This is a genomic window from Vibrio sp. CCUG 15886, assembly GCF_028570825.1.
Taxonomy (GTDB): Bacteria; Pseudomonadota; Gammaproteobacteria; order Enterobacterales; family Vibrionaceae; genus Vibrio; species Vibrio vulnificus_B.
In genome coordinates this window covers 61353-75110 of the sequence record NZ_JAQQBT010000001.1, presented here as the reverse complement: position 1 = coordinate 75110, position 13758 = coordinate 61353, and the positions used below count along the sequence as shown (strand labels likewise).

Annotated in this window: 14 protein-coding genes and 1 tRNA gene; 10 read left to right on the top strand and 5 right to left on the bottom strand. The window is 44.8% G+C overall.

Annotated elements, in window-relative coordinates; all coding sequences use genetic code 11:
- The first annotated feature begins 519 nt into the window (after window positions 1-519).
- The 4 genes from PQQ36_RS00370 to PQQ36_RS00355 all read left to right on the top strand — a co-directional run bounded on the left by PQQ36_RS00370 (window position 520) and on the right by PQQ36_RS00355 (window position 2504).
- Window positions 520-603: transfer RNA gene (locus PQQ36_RS00370), tRNA-Leu, on the top strand.
- A gap of 25 nt (window positions 604-628) precedes the next feature.
- Window positions 629-1237, top strand: a complete 609-nt coding sequence (locus PQQ36_RS00365) for a DUF2913 family protein (protein WP_065091017.1) — start codon at window positions 629-631, stop codon at window positions 1235-1237.
- A gap of 62 nt (window positions 1238-1299) precedes the next feature.
- Window positions 1300-1857 (top strand): GNAT family N-acetyltransferase, encoded by a 558-nt coding sequence (locus PQQ36_RS00360; RefSeq protein WP_130192384.1) that lies wholly within the window; start codon window positions 1300-1302, stop codon window positions 1855-1857.
- A 173-nt stretch (window positions 1858-2030) separates the two neighbouring features.
- The gene (locus PQQ36_RS00355; protein WP_011082479.1) at window positions 2031-2504 is read left to right on the top strand and encodes a type II secretion system protein; all 474 of its coding nucleotides are present in this window, start codon (window positions 2031-2033) and stop codon (window positions 2502-2504) included.
- 61 nt (window positions 2505-2565) lie between these two features.
- Here the strand turns inward: PQQ36_RS00355 and PQQ36_RS00350 are convergent, their stop codons facing one another.
- Window positions 2566-3441: an NAD(P)-dependent oxidoreductase gene (locus tag PQQ36_RS00350; protein ID WP_015727629.1), complete on the bottom strand. Its 876-nt coding sequence runs from the start codon at window positions 3439-3441 to the stop codon at window positions 2566-2568.
- 198 nt (window positions 3442-3639) lie between these two features.
- Between PQQ36_RS00350 and PQQ36_RS00345 the strand changes: the two genes are divergently transcribed.
- The 3 genes from PQQ36_RS00345 (at window position 3640) to PQQ36_RS00335 (ending at window position 5922) form a co-directional block, all read left to right on the top strand.
- Window positions 3640-4275 carry a fused MFS/spermidine synthase gene (locus PQQ36_RS00345; protein ID WP_045597066.1) on the top strand — a complete coding sequence of 212 codons (636 nt, stop codon included), beginning with the start codon at window positions 3640-3642 and terminating at the stop codon, window positions 4273-4275.
- Entirely contained in the window at window positions 4265-5164 is a 900-nt protein-coding gene (locus tag PQQ36_RS00340) for a spermidine synthase (RefSeq protein ID WP_045597064.1), read from the top strand. The genes PQQ36_RS00345 and PQQ36_RS00340 overlap by 11 nt, the downstream gene beginning before the upstream one ends.
- A gap of 110 nt (window positions 5165-5274) precedes the next feature.
- The gene (locus tag PQQ36_RS00335; protein WP_225470197.1) at window positions 5275-5922 is read left to right on the top strand and encodes an HAD family hydrolase; all 648 of its coding nucleotides are present in this window, start codon (window positions 5275-5277) and stop codon (window positions 5920-5922) included.
- Between the two features lie 101 nt (window positions 5923-6023).
- On the opposite strand, the gene PQQ36_RS00330 is transcribed toward PQQ36_RS00335, so the two are convergent.
- Both PQQ36_RS00330 and PQQ36_RS00325 read right to left on the bottom strand, forming a co-directional pair.
- Window positions 6024-7313, bottom strand: a complete 1290-nt coding sequence (locus PQQ36_RS00330) for a peptidoglycan DD-metalloendopeptidase family protein (protein WP_011082474.1) — start codon at window positions 7311-7313, stop codon at window positions 6024-6026.
- Between the two features lie 104 nt (window positions 7314-7417).
- Window positions 7418-8044 carry a hypothetical protein gene (locus tag PQQ36_RS00325; protein ID WP_224640439.1) on the bottom strand — a complete coding sequence of 209 codons (627 nt, stop codon included), beginning with the start codon at window positions 8042-8044 and terminating at the stop codon, window positions 7418-7420.
- Window positions 8045-8130: 86 nt separating this feature from the next.
- Between PQQ36_RS00325 and PQQ36_RS00320 the strand changes: the two genes are divergently transcribed.
- From PQQ36_RS00320 to PQQ36_RS00310, 3 genes are all read left to right on the top strand, one after another.
- The gene (locus tag PQQ36_RS00320; RefSeq protein WP_040110588.1) at window positions 8131-8523 is read left to right on the top strand and encodes a GFA family protein; all 393 of its coding nucleotides are present in this window, start codon (window positions 8131-8133) and stop codon (window positions 8521-8523) included.
- A 150-nt stretch (window positions 8524-8673) separates the two neighbouring features.
- Window positions 8674-9342 carry a YoaK family protein gene (locus tag PQQ36_RS00315; RefSeq protein WP_015727624.1) on the top strand — a complete coding sequence of 223 codons (669 nt, stop codon included), beginning with the start codon at window positions 8674-8676 and terminating at the stop codon, window positions 9340-9342.
- Between the two features lie 295 nt (window positions 9343-9637).
- On the top strand, window positions 9638-11014 hold the full coding sequence (locus PQQ36_RS00310; RefSeq protein WP_015727623.1) for a YjiH family protein: 1377 nt from the start codon (window positions 9638-9640) through the stop codon (window positions 11012-11014).
- 119 nt (window positions 11015-11133) lie between these two features.
- Here PQQ36_RS00310 and PQQ36_RS00305 read toward each other — a convergent pair whose 3' ends face one another.
- Window positions 11134-12351, bottom strand: coding sequence for an O-antigen ligase family protein (locus tag PQQ36_RS00305; protein WP_045597062.1), 1218 nt, complete (start codon window positions 12349-12351; stop codon window positions 11134-11136).
- Window positions 12348-13376 carry an acyltransferase family protein gene (locus PQQ36_RS00300; RefSeq protein WP_011151815.1) on the bottom strand — a complete coding sequence of 343 codons (1029 nt, stop codon included), beginning with the start codon at window positions 13374-13376 and terminating at the stop codon, window positions 12348-12350. Before PQQ36_RS00300 ends, PQQ36_RS00305 begins: the two co-directional genes overlap by 4 nt.
- Window positions 13377-13758: the final 382 nt, after the last annotated feature.

Sequence of the window (13758 nt, the reverse complement as noted above, 5' to 3'; positions counted from 1 at the left end):
TGAAAAACGCAGCAAAAGAAGGAGGGGTATGAAGTGGTGACGATTGACACCATGACTCACGAATGAAATTGAACGAATAGTTCGACATCTTTTTTACCTTATACAAGCTTTCAAAAGTCAGCTGGTCCGGTCCTTGGGGTCATTCACTCAAATGGCCAAACTATTGGGCGATTTGTTTCCATGTGACGGCTTGTATGGGTAAGGGTTATGAACGATAAACCCTATTTCCCGCTTAAACGGGTCGCTAGTATAGCCAACAAAAAGAGATATTCATCACATTTATTTACGCAAACGTTCAAGCGTCCATAATTTAACCAATGCGCGCATTTCCTGCGCTTATCACTACTCTAAATAGGGATAATGATGAGTTTTGGCCCTTAGATGGACAATAAATACGCAAACGAACCAAAAACACTAATTTATGTAAAGGAAACACTCGCCTTCCACGCATTTTTAGTTATAATTCGCTTCGGTTTGAAATGAACCGCGTCAAAAAGAAGCTCTGCTTCGACATCCTGTGCCGAGATGGTGAAATTGGTAGACACACTAGCATGAGGTGCTAGCGCCTATGGTGTGAGGGTTCGAGTCCCTCTCTCGGCACCATTCCTTTATAAATATAATCAATGTGATGCAAGGTATTAAGCCAGCTAAAACGAACGCAGATGCGAATCAACTGCTTAGTGAACTTGCTGTTCACGCTTTGTTGCACCTGCAATTCCGTCGCCTTGCCACACCAAATCTTTATTCTCGCCAAGAAAGTAACGATATCCTGCAAAAGTGGTTAAAACCCAAACTTAAGAGCAATCGCTATAAGTTGATAAAAAAACCACTTAAAGCAATGACACAAAAAGCAAAAGGCGAAAGTGGTGATCTAGAGGCTCTGCTCGAACGTTGTGTGGGTGCGGAATCTGCGCCAGTTCAACCTCATCTCGATAGCTATCTGCTACTTATCAATGAAATTGAGAAAAAGTTAGGCACTACCGTCTTACTCTCGCGAGCAGAAGATGTGGATTTGTCTCACGATGAAAATGGCTGTTTACTGTGCGTATTAACCCAGAACCTCAATGAGCATTTTGGTTCAAACAATGAAATGCGCTCCCCTATCTCAATGCTATTCCGCGGCCCAATGAGCCAACGCGCTTTGTTCCTTGGTGCTATCTACGCCAATAATACCTTTACCTATTCTGTGGGTTATCAGGACGAACAATTTGTCCGCATCACACTAGAACTTGCTTAATTGTTCATTTGTAACCTGTTATTCTGATTTTCAAACAAAAATAACAAGTTAAAGGATGACCTATGTTCACTCTCGATGTCACAGAAGAAATTAAACTCGCACTCGTTCAAGACTCCTTCGCAAAACTCTATGCTCCGCTTGTAGCCAAACAACAAACGTATCTATCACAATGGCTAGCTTGGCCCTCTTTTTGCCAAACTGAGCAAGATTTTCAACAATTTGTTCAACGCTCTCTTCATGAGTATGCCGACAAAAAATCCGTGACTTGCGCGATTTTTTACCAAGACAACCTAGTGGGCAACATAGGTTTGCATGAAATCAACCACGACCTACAAAGAGCCTGCATTGGTTACTGGCTCTCTGAAGAAGTGCAAGGGAAAGGCATCGTTACCTTGTCGTGCCAAAAAATGTTGGAATACGCCTTTGGCACACTGTCAATGGAGCTGGTGCAACTGAGAGCCGCAAAAGAAAATACCGCCAGTCGTGCTGTTGCTGAGCGTTTAGGCATGAGTCTGGAAGGCATAATTAGCCGTAATGAGAAAGTGCAAGATCGTGTTTTAGATCATGCCGTGTATGCCCTTCGCAAATCCGATTGGCAAGAAAAGCGCTCTGAGAAGTAAGCCTTATTCCAATACCTTTTTATCCAGACTCAGAGCCCAATGGATTCATCAAAAGACTTCTGTCTCTGGTTCCGATATCCTTACGTACCCTTACAAAACTCAGTGCCGTCAAAGAGACGGCATTGTTGTTTTTATGACACTATGCGTAAGTATTTTCCGAGAGCTGATTTGCCATGAAGTATCGTCAAACTGGTTTTACATTAATTGAAATGATCGTTGTGCTGGTGCTTATCGCCATCGTCAGTGCGGTCGCAGCGGTACGTTTTTTAGGAATACAGGCGGATGCTCGAAGTCAGAAGGTTCGTGACATGGCTGGTCAAATGAGAACGGCTGTGGATATGGTTTACGCGAAATCCGCTATTCTTGGGGTGGAAAGCAGTTGTAACTATATTCAGAAAGTCGAAGTAGAAAGCTATTACGTCTGCCACGGCTACCCGATAGCCTACATCGACGCTGTACGGCGCTTGTTGAATATCGACCGCAATGGTGGATTACACATTAATAACAAAGAAATAGATGGTCATCGTGTCGCCGCCATCTCTTTTTATGCGGACAAGTATACCTTCCAAACCAGTGGTGATTTCTGCCAGATCCTCTATCAACCAGAAAAACAGCCACAAATCGTCAGTCTGACCGATGGTTGCTAAAAAGCACGCTTTCTACTCAAAAGGTGGATAAAAGGGGAATTCAACATTCCCCTTTAATGATTTACTGCTTCGCCACCGCTTTGATCAGCACCGAGGTATCCATGCGCCCCAAACCATCTTGTTGCAACTGAGCGTATTGCTGATCCACTTGCTTTGTCAGTGGCAACTCAAGCCCAACACGCTGAGCCTCTTTTAAGCAAAAGCCGAGATCTTTACGCATCCAATCAATGGCAAAGCCAAAATCAAACTTATCTTGCGCCATCGTAGTTGCACGGTTTTCCATTTGCCAAGAACCTGCAGCACCATGTTTCAGCGTATCTACCACTTGAGCAACATCCAAACCTGACTTTTGCGCCAATAAAATCGCTTCACTTAGCCCTTGCAAAACCCCAGCGATGCAAATTTGATTCACCATTTTACAGCGCTGCCCCTGACCATTTTCACCAAGCAGTGTGGCTTGTTTCGCGTAAGCATCCATAACTGGAGAAACCTGAGCAAAGACGGACTCATCGCCGCCACACATGATGGTTAACACACCATTTTCCGCACCGGCTTGCCCACCAGATACGGGCGCATCAATAAAGGCATTGGAGACTTTCTGACAAGCATCGGCAAGTTCAACAGCCAGTTCTGCAGAAGTAGTGGTGTGGTCAACAAGAATGGCACCAGGTTCTAAACCGGCAAGCACACCATCTTCTCCATAAACAACACTGCGAACATCGTCATCGTTGCCCACGCAAACAAACACAACGTCACAACCTAAAGCAGCTTCACGAGGTGTTTCAAATGCAGCCCCTTGATACTGCTCTGCCCATTTCTGAGCTTTAGCGAAAGTACGGTTGTAGACTCGAGTTTCATAACCCGCTTTGCTTAAATAGCCAGCCATTGGGTAGCCCATGACTCCCAACCCAATAAAGGCAACTTTTTTGACGTCCATTCTTTCTCCCCAATGACGTTATGACTCGAATCGCTGCAGGGGCCATTTCCCGTATCTTATGGCCATAAGAGGTAGAAACCCACACTGAAACGATCTCAGATAGGACCCCATCATAACTGAAAGCCCCCTCACCTTGCTATATCCGCTTTCCGCACAAATACTTGGAAAGAATGAACGCAACACTTCAGGAGATTTTTGATGAGAAAAGCAACCACATCCAATGGATTGATTCTTATGCTGGCATTCATCAGTGGTTTTAGCATTATGTCCATTGAACTCTTGGGCGGCAAAGTCCTTGCGCCTTACTTTGGCAACAGTATCTACGTATGGGGCAGCATTATTACCGTTTTTATGGTGGCACTCTCATTGGGCTATTTGCTGGGGGGCAATCTTTCCGCACACCGTCCTTCTCTAAAACAATTTGCTCGTTTTTACCTTTTCGGAGCCCTGTTTCTCTTGCCCTTGATTTTTGCCGGTAAGCCCATCATGGACTTCACCTTTCTCTGGATAGACGATCCGCGCTACGGTTCTTTAATCGCGGCAATCTTGCTGTTTTTTATTCCTACGGTCATTTTAGGCATGATATCGCCCTATGCGGTGAGGTTGATGGTGAAAAACGAACAGCATAGTGGCCAAATCGCCGGTAGGCTCTATTTTGTCTCAACATTGGGTAGTGCACTGGGTACCCTAGCCACTTCCTTCTACCTCGTGCTTTGGTGGGAGATCAATACCATATTGTTAACGCTGACAGCGCTCTTACTGCTGGCTGGGATATTTGCCTACCGGCTGGATACTGCCCCACTCTTCCACGAGGTAGAACTTGATGTCGATTAATCCTATTGTCTGGCTCTTTGCGCTACTGTGCACGTTGCTCTCTCCTTTCTCCATAGGGCAAAGCACTATCATTCATGAACAAAAGTCGCTTTATCAGGATATCGTGGTATTCGAGCACCAAGATTTTCGTTGCCTCTCTTTCACCGCCAAAAAAGGAGAACGAGTCCAAACCTGCGAATACCAAGACCCGCAAGATAAACGTATCTACTTTCCCTATGTGCGAATGACGTTAGCGGGGCTGCTGTTTAACCCGAAGCCTGAGCGAATTCTTATCATTGGTCTCGGGGGCGGCTCGGTCCCCAGTGCGCTTGCAGAGCTTTATCCCGAGTCGCATATGGACATTGTCGAAATCGATCCCGTGGTTTCTCAAATCGCGGAACGCTATTTCTATTTTCAGCCTAGCCACAACACACGAGTTCACACTGGTGATGCCCGTGTTTACATAAAACGCGCAGGGTTAAAGGGACAAAAGTACGATTTCATTCTGCTGGATGCGTTTAATGGCGAATACATTCCCGAACACCTCATGACTCGAGAATTTCTGATGGAAACTAAGCAACTCCTCAGTAGCAGTGGTGTGTTGGTGGCGAATACATTTTCTACGAGCAAGCTTTATGATCACGAGTCGGCTACATATCGCTCCGTCTTTGGTGAATTTTACAACTTCAAAATTCCTCAAGAGTCGGGCAACCGTGTCATTCTTTCGATGTTAACCTCTTTGCCCAATCAGCAGGCACTGCAACAGCAAGCTGAAGCATTAGCCAGTGCACTGCAGCCATTTGCCATAGAGATAGAGAATTACCCTTCTTTAATGACATTAGAAGCTGATTGGGACGAACAAGCCAGGCTGCTTACCGACCAATTTTCACCCGCTAACTTATTGAAATAAAAACGTTGAATGCGAAATGAGAACGAAGATTGTCGGCACATCACCTGCCAATCTTCGTTCTCCTGTGTCACAATGTCAGTAACAATACATATCTGGTTAAAGCTGTACTGATGAAATTTAATGCTGCCATTTTCGACATGGATGGACTTCTACTCGACACCGAACGCGTTTGTATGCACATTTTCAAGCAAGCGTGTGATGTACAAAAACTGCCTTTCTATCAAGAGACGTATCTTTCTATCATCGGACGCAATTCCGCTGGTATCGACGCGATTTTGCGTGCTGCCTATGGCGATGATCTTGACCGCCTACATGCAGAATGGCGTAAGAGGTATAACCAAGTGGTTCTGCATGAAGCCATCCCTGTCAAAGAGGGCGTGATTGCCCTGCTTGAGTGGCTAAAAGCTCACCAGATACCCGCTGCGGTAGCGACCTCTACACAAAAGGATGTCGCGCTGGTAAAACTCAAGCTGGCAGGGCTTGATCGCTACTTTGAATCGATTACCACTGGTTGCGAAGTCACTCACGGTAAACCGGATCCTGAAATCTACCTGCTTGCTGCCAGCCGTTTAAATGTACCACCAGCTCAGTGTCTGGCTTTTGAGGACTCGAATAATGGCGTTCGCGCTGCTGTGGCGGCCAACATGATGACCTATCAGATTCCCGATTTGGTAGAGCCATGTGAGGAAGTTATTGCTTTTGGCCACCGTATTTGCCCTTCGTTGACGGAAGTACTGAAAGAGCTGCAACCAGACTAGATCTGGCAAATGCCATCACTACCACTCACCGCTAAAACGGGGGTAGGGATAACAATGAAGTAAGGGGCTTTCGCCCCTTACTTTGTTTAACGTTATAGAAACTAAATATTTTGTTTCTCTTGATCGCTTAAGAGCGTATCCATCTCTTTCACCGTGGCAAGGAAACTGGCCATTTCTTTCTTTGGCACCGAACTGGCCATCGGTATCTTAGCTTTCATCGCATCAACCGGACGGTTGTGCTCCAACAGTTCATAATGAAGATGGGGCCCTGTAACACGGCCTGTTTTACCACTAAGGCCAATACGTTGACCACGGGACACCTTTTGCCCTTTCGTCACCAACACTTTGCTCAGATGAAGATAGCGGGTTTTGTACTTACTGCCGTGCTCAACCACAATGTAGTTGCCAGCAAACGGGTGGTTTTTACGAACTAAAATGACAGTACCATCCCCCGTCGACATGACTGGCGTGCCAATCGGCGTCGCGAAGTCTGTACCATTGTGTGGCGCAACACGTCCCGTAACGGGATGTAGGCGGTGTGGATTAAATTGAGAACTTAAACGCCAGTTAGTCGTCACGGGATAACGTTGGAAAGCACGTTGCAAACTTTGACCTTTCGCATCATAGAACTGCCCATCACTGTGCAAATACGCCGTGATCTCACGGCCACGGTTAAAGATCTTAATCGCTTCGATTTGACGTTTACCACTTTCCACGCCATCGATAAATTGATTACGGCGAACGATCTCAAAACTATCTCCAGCACGCAAATCACGAGAAAAGTTGATTTTTTCACGTAGTAACGACACGATTTGGTCGATTTCGATGCTGTTTAACCCTAAGCGATAGGCTGAGCTAGAAAAGCTCCCTTCAATGGTGCCAATAAGAGGCTGTTGTCGCCACTCACCAGGCAAATTCACTTGTTCGAAACTAAAGCTGCCATCGCTATTTCGCGTAAACACCGCTTTATCGGCAATACTTAGCACGAGCTCCATTTTTTCCAGCGCACCCGTTTCTTCGTTTTGCCAGAAACGCAGTGTATTGCCAGGACGCAAGGTATCGAGGACGAGGTAATCCAAGTCCGTTTCCATTACCTTCATCATTTCTTGGTAGCCAAATCCCAATTGGGTGAAGATGGTACTTAGGTTGTCACCAGATTGAATTTGGTACTCGAAGCTCGGAGGAAGTTGCCATCCCTCTAGGGCGTTGGCAGAAAGCGCATCGTTTAGGGCTTGGTTGTCACTAAGATTCAGTTCAATAGTGCGAGTTAACGTCGGCTGATGCAGCGACGATGAGACGCCAATAATAGCAACCAGCGGTAGCGACAATAATAGCCATTTTTTACCACTGGTTAATTGAGAAAAACGTCTGTTGATTACTTGGGAAGACACGGTTTTACTATCTCCTGCGGAACAGGCTTTCAAGCTTATGCATTTCTCGCAGAGAAATCACCAAATAATTGCCTTTTTTAGTACAAAAACTGCCTCAAAAATGATTATTTATTTAGCTTGAGTTTATCGTCTTGTCGTGAAAATTCCTGAACCACAATCTCAAGTGGTTGTTCCGAAAAGGATTGATTCGCAAAATGCTGTTGATAAGAAAGCAAAATGGATGAGTTTTCGGTTTTAGTCAGTTTATCCAGTCGAATACGATCACCAAGAAATTGCGCGTCTGTCATCACCACTCTGCGGGGTACAGGATCGTATTTAAACAAGCCAAGGTAGTAAAAGTGCCCACTTCCTTGATTGCTGATCGCCAGTGGAGCGACAAACCAAGAGACGTTATCTGCCTCGAGCTCACGCCAATACTGTGCAAAAACCGTCACCGAACCACGCTCTGCCCCGGAGTCGTATTGACCAACCACGATCGCATTCTCTGCATCAAAATCCGTCATCAGAGCAAAAGCTTTACTTTCTGGTACAAGCACCGTTAGCGGATTAGCGGTTTTAATACCCGTCAATCTTTCAACGATGGCATCCGCAGCGATCTGCTGTGATGGAAATTTGGCCAGAATCTCCTCATCTGACAGTGTGAATCGATAGATTCCGGCTGTCATCACAACCGCTAACATCACAATTGGAATCAGCAAAATAAGTGGGATCGGCAAAATACGCTTTTTCATCTTCATCGGACTCATGGTTTGGATTGTGCAGACCTTAAATGCGTTTCTTATAATTATCAATAGATGCAAATCTAAGGATAAGAACAATGGCGGACAATAAAGTAAGAACATGTGAATGCCAATGTGGGTTAGTCAAAGTTCACTGTCGTGGAGAACCAGTCAAAACCTCGATATGTCATTCATTCGAATGTCAAAAACGCTTTGGTAGCTTTTATGGGGTTCATGCTCGCTTTATGACAGAACAGATTCAAGTAGAAGGTGATGTCGTCTCCTTTAGCCGCTTGGCCAGCAACGGCCATGAAATTAGCTATCATTTTTGCCCGGCTTGCAGTACAACCATGCTTCTTCTCTTTTCTGCCGCGCCAGCCGCTGTTGTGGTTCCAACGGCAAGGTTTCGCGAACAGTCGTTTTTCAGTGAGTTGGCGGGAACCTATTTCAACCAGCAGCAGCGGCTAACACTGATGAAAAATGGCAAGTAAAACCAACATCGCCAGTGCGAAATGGCAATTTTTCGTAACACGAAAACTTCCGCCTTTGTTGAGACGGATCAAACCTAAACAGCTCTTACCACTTTAACTTGAGCGCGTCAGCGCTATAATCTCGACCTAAGCAATAAAGAGATAAAAATTGTGATTTCAAGACTTCCTCGCTGGGTTGAGTTTGGCGCGTTTCTACTGGCACTCCTTGCTGGCTGCGTCAACGCTATCGGTTTAATGGGCTTCCAACATCAAGCCATTTCACACTTGTCAGGTACCGTTACGCTACTGGGCAGCAGCTTTCTCAATGGATCTTCAAGCACCATTCACCTCATGCTTATCGTCGCCAGTTTCTTGATTGGTTCCGCCTTTAGCGGTTTCTTTATTGAAAGTACCGCATTGAAACTCGGACGTCGCTACGGTGTTGCGCTTTGCATTGAAGGCTTTTTACTTCTGATGTCACTCAGTTTCCTGATTAACGGCAACATTTATGGCCAGTACCTCGCCTCTGCGGCCTGCGGATTGCAAAATGCCATGATCACCACGTTCAGTGGTGCTGTTATACGTACCACTCATATGACAGGTATTATCACTGACTTAGGTATCATGATCGGCGAAAGCCTACGCGGGCAAAAATTCGATAAACGCAAAGCGAAGTTATTTATCTTTATTTTTCTCGGTTTCCTCTTTGGTGGCTCTGCCGGCGCATTCGCCTTTATGCATTTCAACCTTTATGCATTGGCGTTTCCCGCTACGTTTGCCGTTATCATTGCCATTTCCTACTGGACGTTGCTCTATTTCTCCACGCCTAAGCAGGCATAACCTTCTCAATAAGCCAAAAACTTGCAACTTAGGTCACATTTCTTTTGACCTAGTTGCAGTCCAACAGCCAGCAAAATCACAAAAAACCAACAAACAAAACATTTACAAAACAAAAGTCGGCTATCATTACCCCCTGCAAACGTAACATCTGAATAGTTACAGCATTCTAATGAATAGTATTGCAATTAGCTCATTTTGGGGGTAATCTCTCGCCCACTTTGATTAAATACCACTGTTTAGTGAATAACTATTCCTCAGAATGCATAGTATTGACTAGTAGTAACAAGAGAAAAGCATGACCAATAACACTGAAACTGCAGCAGTGCCAAACACCGAGAAGAAAGCGAACTTCTGGAAGTTTTTCATTCCTTCTGTGATTGGCTTACTTCTGTTTATGGCACCTATTACCTATAACGGCGAATTGACTATTCCTGTCGCGGTTATGGCAAAACTGATCCCAGCCATACTGGGAGATCATTTGATCGCGCTCGTCACAACGATTATCGCATTCATGGCGCTTGCCTCTCTTGTCACCAAAATTTTCAAGCCAGCGAAAATTGTTAACAACACCTTCTTAAATGGCCTATTTAACCCAAGCCCACTGTGGTTAGCTGTACGCGTCTTTGGTGGTATTGCCGTTGTTATGACGTTTTTCCAAATGGGTCCAAAAGCGATTTGGGAAGAAAACACTGGCGGCCTAGTGCTCACAGGTTTGCTACCGACTCTTTTCGCGGTGTTTATTTTTGCTGGTATGCTATTACCTCTTTTGCTCAACTTTGGCTTGCTTGAGCTGTTTGGTGCGCTACTGAGTAAAGTGATGCGTCCAGTATTCAATCTTCCTGGTCGTAGTGCGATTGACTGTATGGCGTCTTGGTTGGGTGATGGCAGCGTCGGTATCCTTCTGACCAGCAAACAGTATGAAAACAAATTTTATACTCAACGTGAAGCGGCGGTTGTCGGTACGACTTTCTCTGCGGTATCCATTACGTTTAGCTTGGTGGTGATTGCACAGGTAAAACTGGAGCATCTTTTCCTACCATTTTACGGCGCCATCTGTTTGGCGGGTGTGGTTGCTGCGATCATCATTCCTCGCTTGCCACCACTTAGCCTAAAGAAAGATTGTTACATCGATGGCAGCAAGCCGCACGCTGATCAAAATGCCGTACCAGCAGGCCATACACCATTTAGTTGGGGGATGGATCTGGCACTGAAACGTGCTGGTGAAGTGAAGTCGGTCAAATCTGTTTTCACAGAAGGCGTACACAACGCAGTTGACATGGTTTTTGGCGTACTACCTGTTGTAATGGGCTTAGGTACCATTGCGCTCATTATTGCTGAGTACACCCCTGTCTTTGCCATTCTTGGTCAGCCTTTCATTCCATTTTTGGAGCTATTAGGCGTACCTGAAGCAGTAGCAGCTTCTGAAACCATCGTCGTTGGTTTTGCCGATATGTTTATCCCAGCGATTCTCGCGGCTTCTATCGACAATGAAATGACACGCTTTGTCATCGCAGCGATGTCGGTTACTCAGCTTATCTATATGTCTGAAGTCGGTGCACTGCTTCTTGGTAGCAAAATCCCAGTGAACATCGTAGAGCTGTTTATCATCTTTATTCTGCGTACTCTGATCACTCTGCCTATCATTGCCGGCGTTGCACACCTTATTTTCTAAGGCGTCACGAAAACACGAAGCCCCGCGATTGCGGGGCTTTTTGTTGCATCCAGTGGTATCCAAATAGAGAAACCCATGTCTAGTGATGCTTGTTTCACCACAGCCTAGCTCGTTATGCTTTAATTCTCACGCTCTTCGCTTGCCCCCCTAGGCAAACGAACATCAATAAAAAATGGCAGCATGAACATAAGAATCACCGTGCTTTGAGTCGCAGCAAAAAGGGCGGTAGAAAGTGTATAAATACACAACAAAAACGGAATAGAATTCTGCCGTCTCGTTTTGAATGCTTTTGCCAAACGCACGAGCACCCCACCAAAAAGCAGTGCAACACCGATAATTCCGTATTCAACAGCAATATCAAGTAGCATATTGTGGGTATAGACAATCAGCTCTTCGTTGCCGACAAAGTATGGTGCTATGTACGAAAGCAACATTTTCGGCCCGACACCAAAATAGAAATGGTCCATAAAAAGAGAAAAACCATTAGCTAAAAGCAGCCGACGCCACAATTCTGAATCCCAACGCGCTTCATGAAGATCTGCGTTATAGATATCATTTTGAGTGAGAAAAAGGCTTTCTGCGATCCAGTCCGTACCAAAATAGTAGATACCCGCCCACACCGAAATAACCCCAAATGCTGCTGCAAGAGACATCACCACATGGGTCATTTTGGTATTTTCACCTCTGACGAAAAAGTGGTCGATAAATAGCACCAACAATACCCCAAGCATGGCTTTTCTTTCACCAGAGAGAATTAAAAGGACAAACGCGATAAACAACAGAATATGACTGTTCTTGATTTGACTTCTAAACAGATAAAGCATCACGGTCGAGAAACCAAAAAGATACTTTGCATTGTGTAAATGTTTAAAATTCTGAAAGTCACCAATGACGACGACATGCCACACCGCTGTGTACACTGCCGCATAGAAAGCATAGAGCGCGACTAGAGACAAAAACCGTTTCGATTTAAAGAGATTCAAAAAGTGGAGAACGCAGAGAAAGGCAACAATGGAACTCCACTGGATAACCTCCACAATGATATTTTTCATCCCGGCATCATTGATGATCCCATTCAATGCAATGTAGCCAATAAAAATGACGTTTATTCCCGCCACCTTTACTGTCTCCATCGACATTCGACCTTTCAATATGATGAGCAGTAAAAAACCAATCGATGCCAAGCCTATCATGTCCGCAATCGTCACGGTTACGCCCGCGATTTGGGTGCGGAGTGACACAAAGTAGAGAATCACCGCGACAGCGTAAAGATGTAACTCAAGAGCCCTTTCACCCTCTTGATATAGCCTCTCCGAAGTATCCATTAATTGCTTCATAGCGCTTTCTTCTTACTCCGAAAAATAAAATCACATACGGGGGCGGAGAATAAATATTGAATGTTCACTCGCTCTATGACTTTTGTTAATACGATCGGAAGCACAACCCCTGCACTCGTCCCTACAACCAAGTGAATGAGGGTTGAATCCACATGAAAGATTTTGCTCATCATAATACGCGCACCACTGCCCGTTAGAATGTGCATGAGGTAGATTTGCATTGAATACAAACCGATCACTTGTAACCATCCTACCTTCACCTTAGATAGGGTAATGGATAAGCAAATCACTAAGGCAATCGCAATGGTGGCGATGGTTAAAGTCATCACCCCTTTATCGTAATGCCGATAGCCTAAATTGAAGTGGAATAACCATTGCAACACGATAAAAATCAGTAAACAGGCGAGTAGTGATGTTTGAGGACGAAGCCACTCTTCATTCCGAGACATGTTTTCCGCAAACACAATACCCAAAACAAAATAAACAAGGTTGATTGCAATAAGGTTAAGGAGATAACTCTCTGGAAGCGAACCGCGAAACAGATACAACAATACAGAAAGGACAAAAAGAAGCTCAACCTGTCTGCGTTTCACCATAGAGAAATAAACGGCCATTACGCAGAATATGGCGAACAGAACATAAAGAAACCAAAACTGAGCTCTGGGTGCCCAAAGTATTTGGATGAGATCCGAGAAAGACGTCGACCCATTGGTATAATTGGAAAGGCCAACTTCAATGCTCCCTTGAAGTAGAGACCACAGTAAATAAGGGTAAATAAGGGTGTCTATTTTGGCTTTTAATACCCCTGTTCCTCCTCGTTTTCTAAAAGACTCCATGCAGAACAGCCCCGAAAGGAAAAAAAACAAAGGCATATGAAAGCTGTAAATTACACTGTCAACAACGCTATGAATGCTTTCTGGCAAACCAAAGCCTGCGTCGTATATCCCTCGATTAACATGGCCAAATACAACGAGAATAATCCCTATCGCTTTGGCGTAATCAACCCATTCCGTCCTTGTGCTCATCCCATATCCTTTTTAAATCACAGCCAATCAACATCCGTTTGCCATTTATCTAGGTTTGAATTGCGACATCATGGGCGAACCATATATTTCCTTTTCGCTTCCCATTTAGCTCAGTCGTCTCTGTCTTTTCAACCCTTAACAAGACAAATGTTTCGGTGATATTTCGATTTCTAATATTCACACTTTAAGTGAGCGGTAGCGTATCAATGAGTATGAATAAGACAAACAGGCAACCGGCTCAAACAAGGTTTTTTCCTATAAATAAGACAATCGCTACCGCACTTTAGTCATGACGAAATGAATGAAGACTATGTTGGAATTTAAATCGTAAGGTTACTTGAAGTGTGTTTCCGCAGTACGCTTTGTCTATTTTTTCATCAAG

Excerpts from the sequence above, each read along its gene's own strand:
- PQQ36_RS00365 (WP_065091017.1), top strand. The coding sequence starts at position 629 with ATGCAAGGTATTAAGCCAGCTAAAACGAACGCAGATGCGAATCAACTG.
- PQQ36_RS00360 (WP_130192384.1), top strand. The coding sequence starts at position 1,300 with ATGTTCACTCTCGATGTCACAGAAGAAATTAAACTCGCACTCGTTCAA.
- PQQ36_RS00355 (WP_011082479.1), top strand. The coding sequence starts at position 2,031 with ATGAAGTATCGTCAAACTGGTTTTACATTAATTGAAATGATCGTTGTG.
- PQQ36_RS00350 (WP_015727629.1), bottom strand. The coding sequence starts at position 3,441 with ATGGACGTCAAAAAAGTTGCCTTTATTGGGTTGGGAGTCATGGGCTAC.
- PQQ36_RS00345 (WP_045597066.1), top strand. The coding sequence starts at position 3,640 with ATGAGAAAAGCAACCACATCCAATGGATTGATTCTTATGCTGGCATTC.
- PQQ36_RS00340 (WP_045597064.1), top strand. The coding sequence starts at position 4,265 with ATGTCGATTAATCCTATTGTCTGGCTCTTTGCGCTACTGTGCACGTTG.
- PQQ36_RS00335 (WP_225470197.1), top strand. The coding sequence starts at position 5,275 with ATGAAATTTAATGCTGCCATTTTCGACATGGATGGACTTCTACTCGAC.
- PQQ36_RS00325 (WP_224640439.1), bottom strand. The coding sequence starts at position 8,044 with ATGAAAAAGCGTATTTTGCCGATCCCACTTATTTTGCTGATTCCAATT.
- PQQ36_RS00320 (WP_040110588.1), top strand. The coding sequence starts at position 8,131 with ATGGCGGACAATAAAGTAAGAACATGTGAATGCCAATGTGGGTTAGTC.
- PQQ36_RS00310 (WP_015727623.1), top strand. The coding sequence starts at position 9,638 with ATGACCAATAACACTGAAACTGCAGCAGTGCCAAACACCGAGAAGAAA.
- PQQ36_RS00305 (WP_045597062.1), bottom strand. The coding sequence starts at position 12,351 with ATGAAGCAATTAATGGATACTTCGGAGAGGCTATATCAAGAGGGTGAA.
- PQQ36_RS00300 (WP_011151815.1), bottom strand. The coding sequence starts at position 13,376 with ATGAGCACAAGGACGGAATGGGTTGATTACGCCAAAGCGATAGGGATT.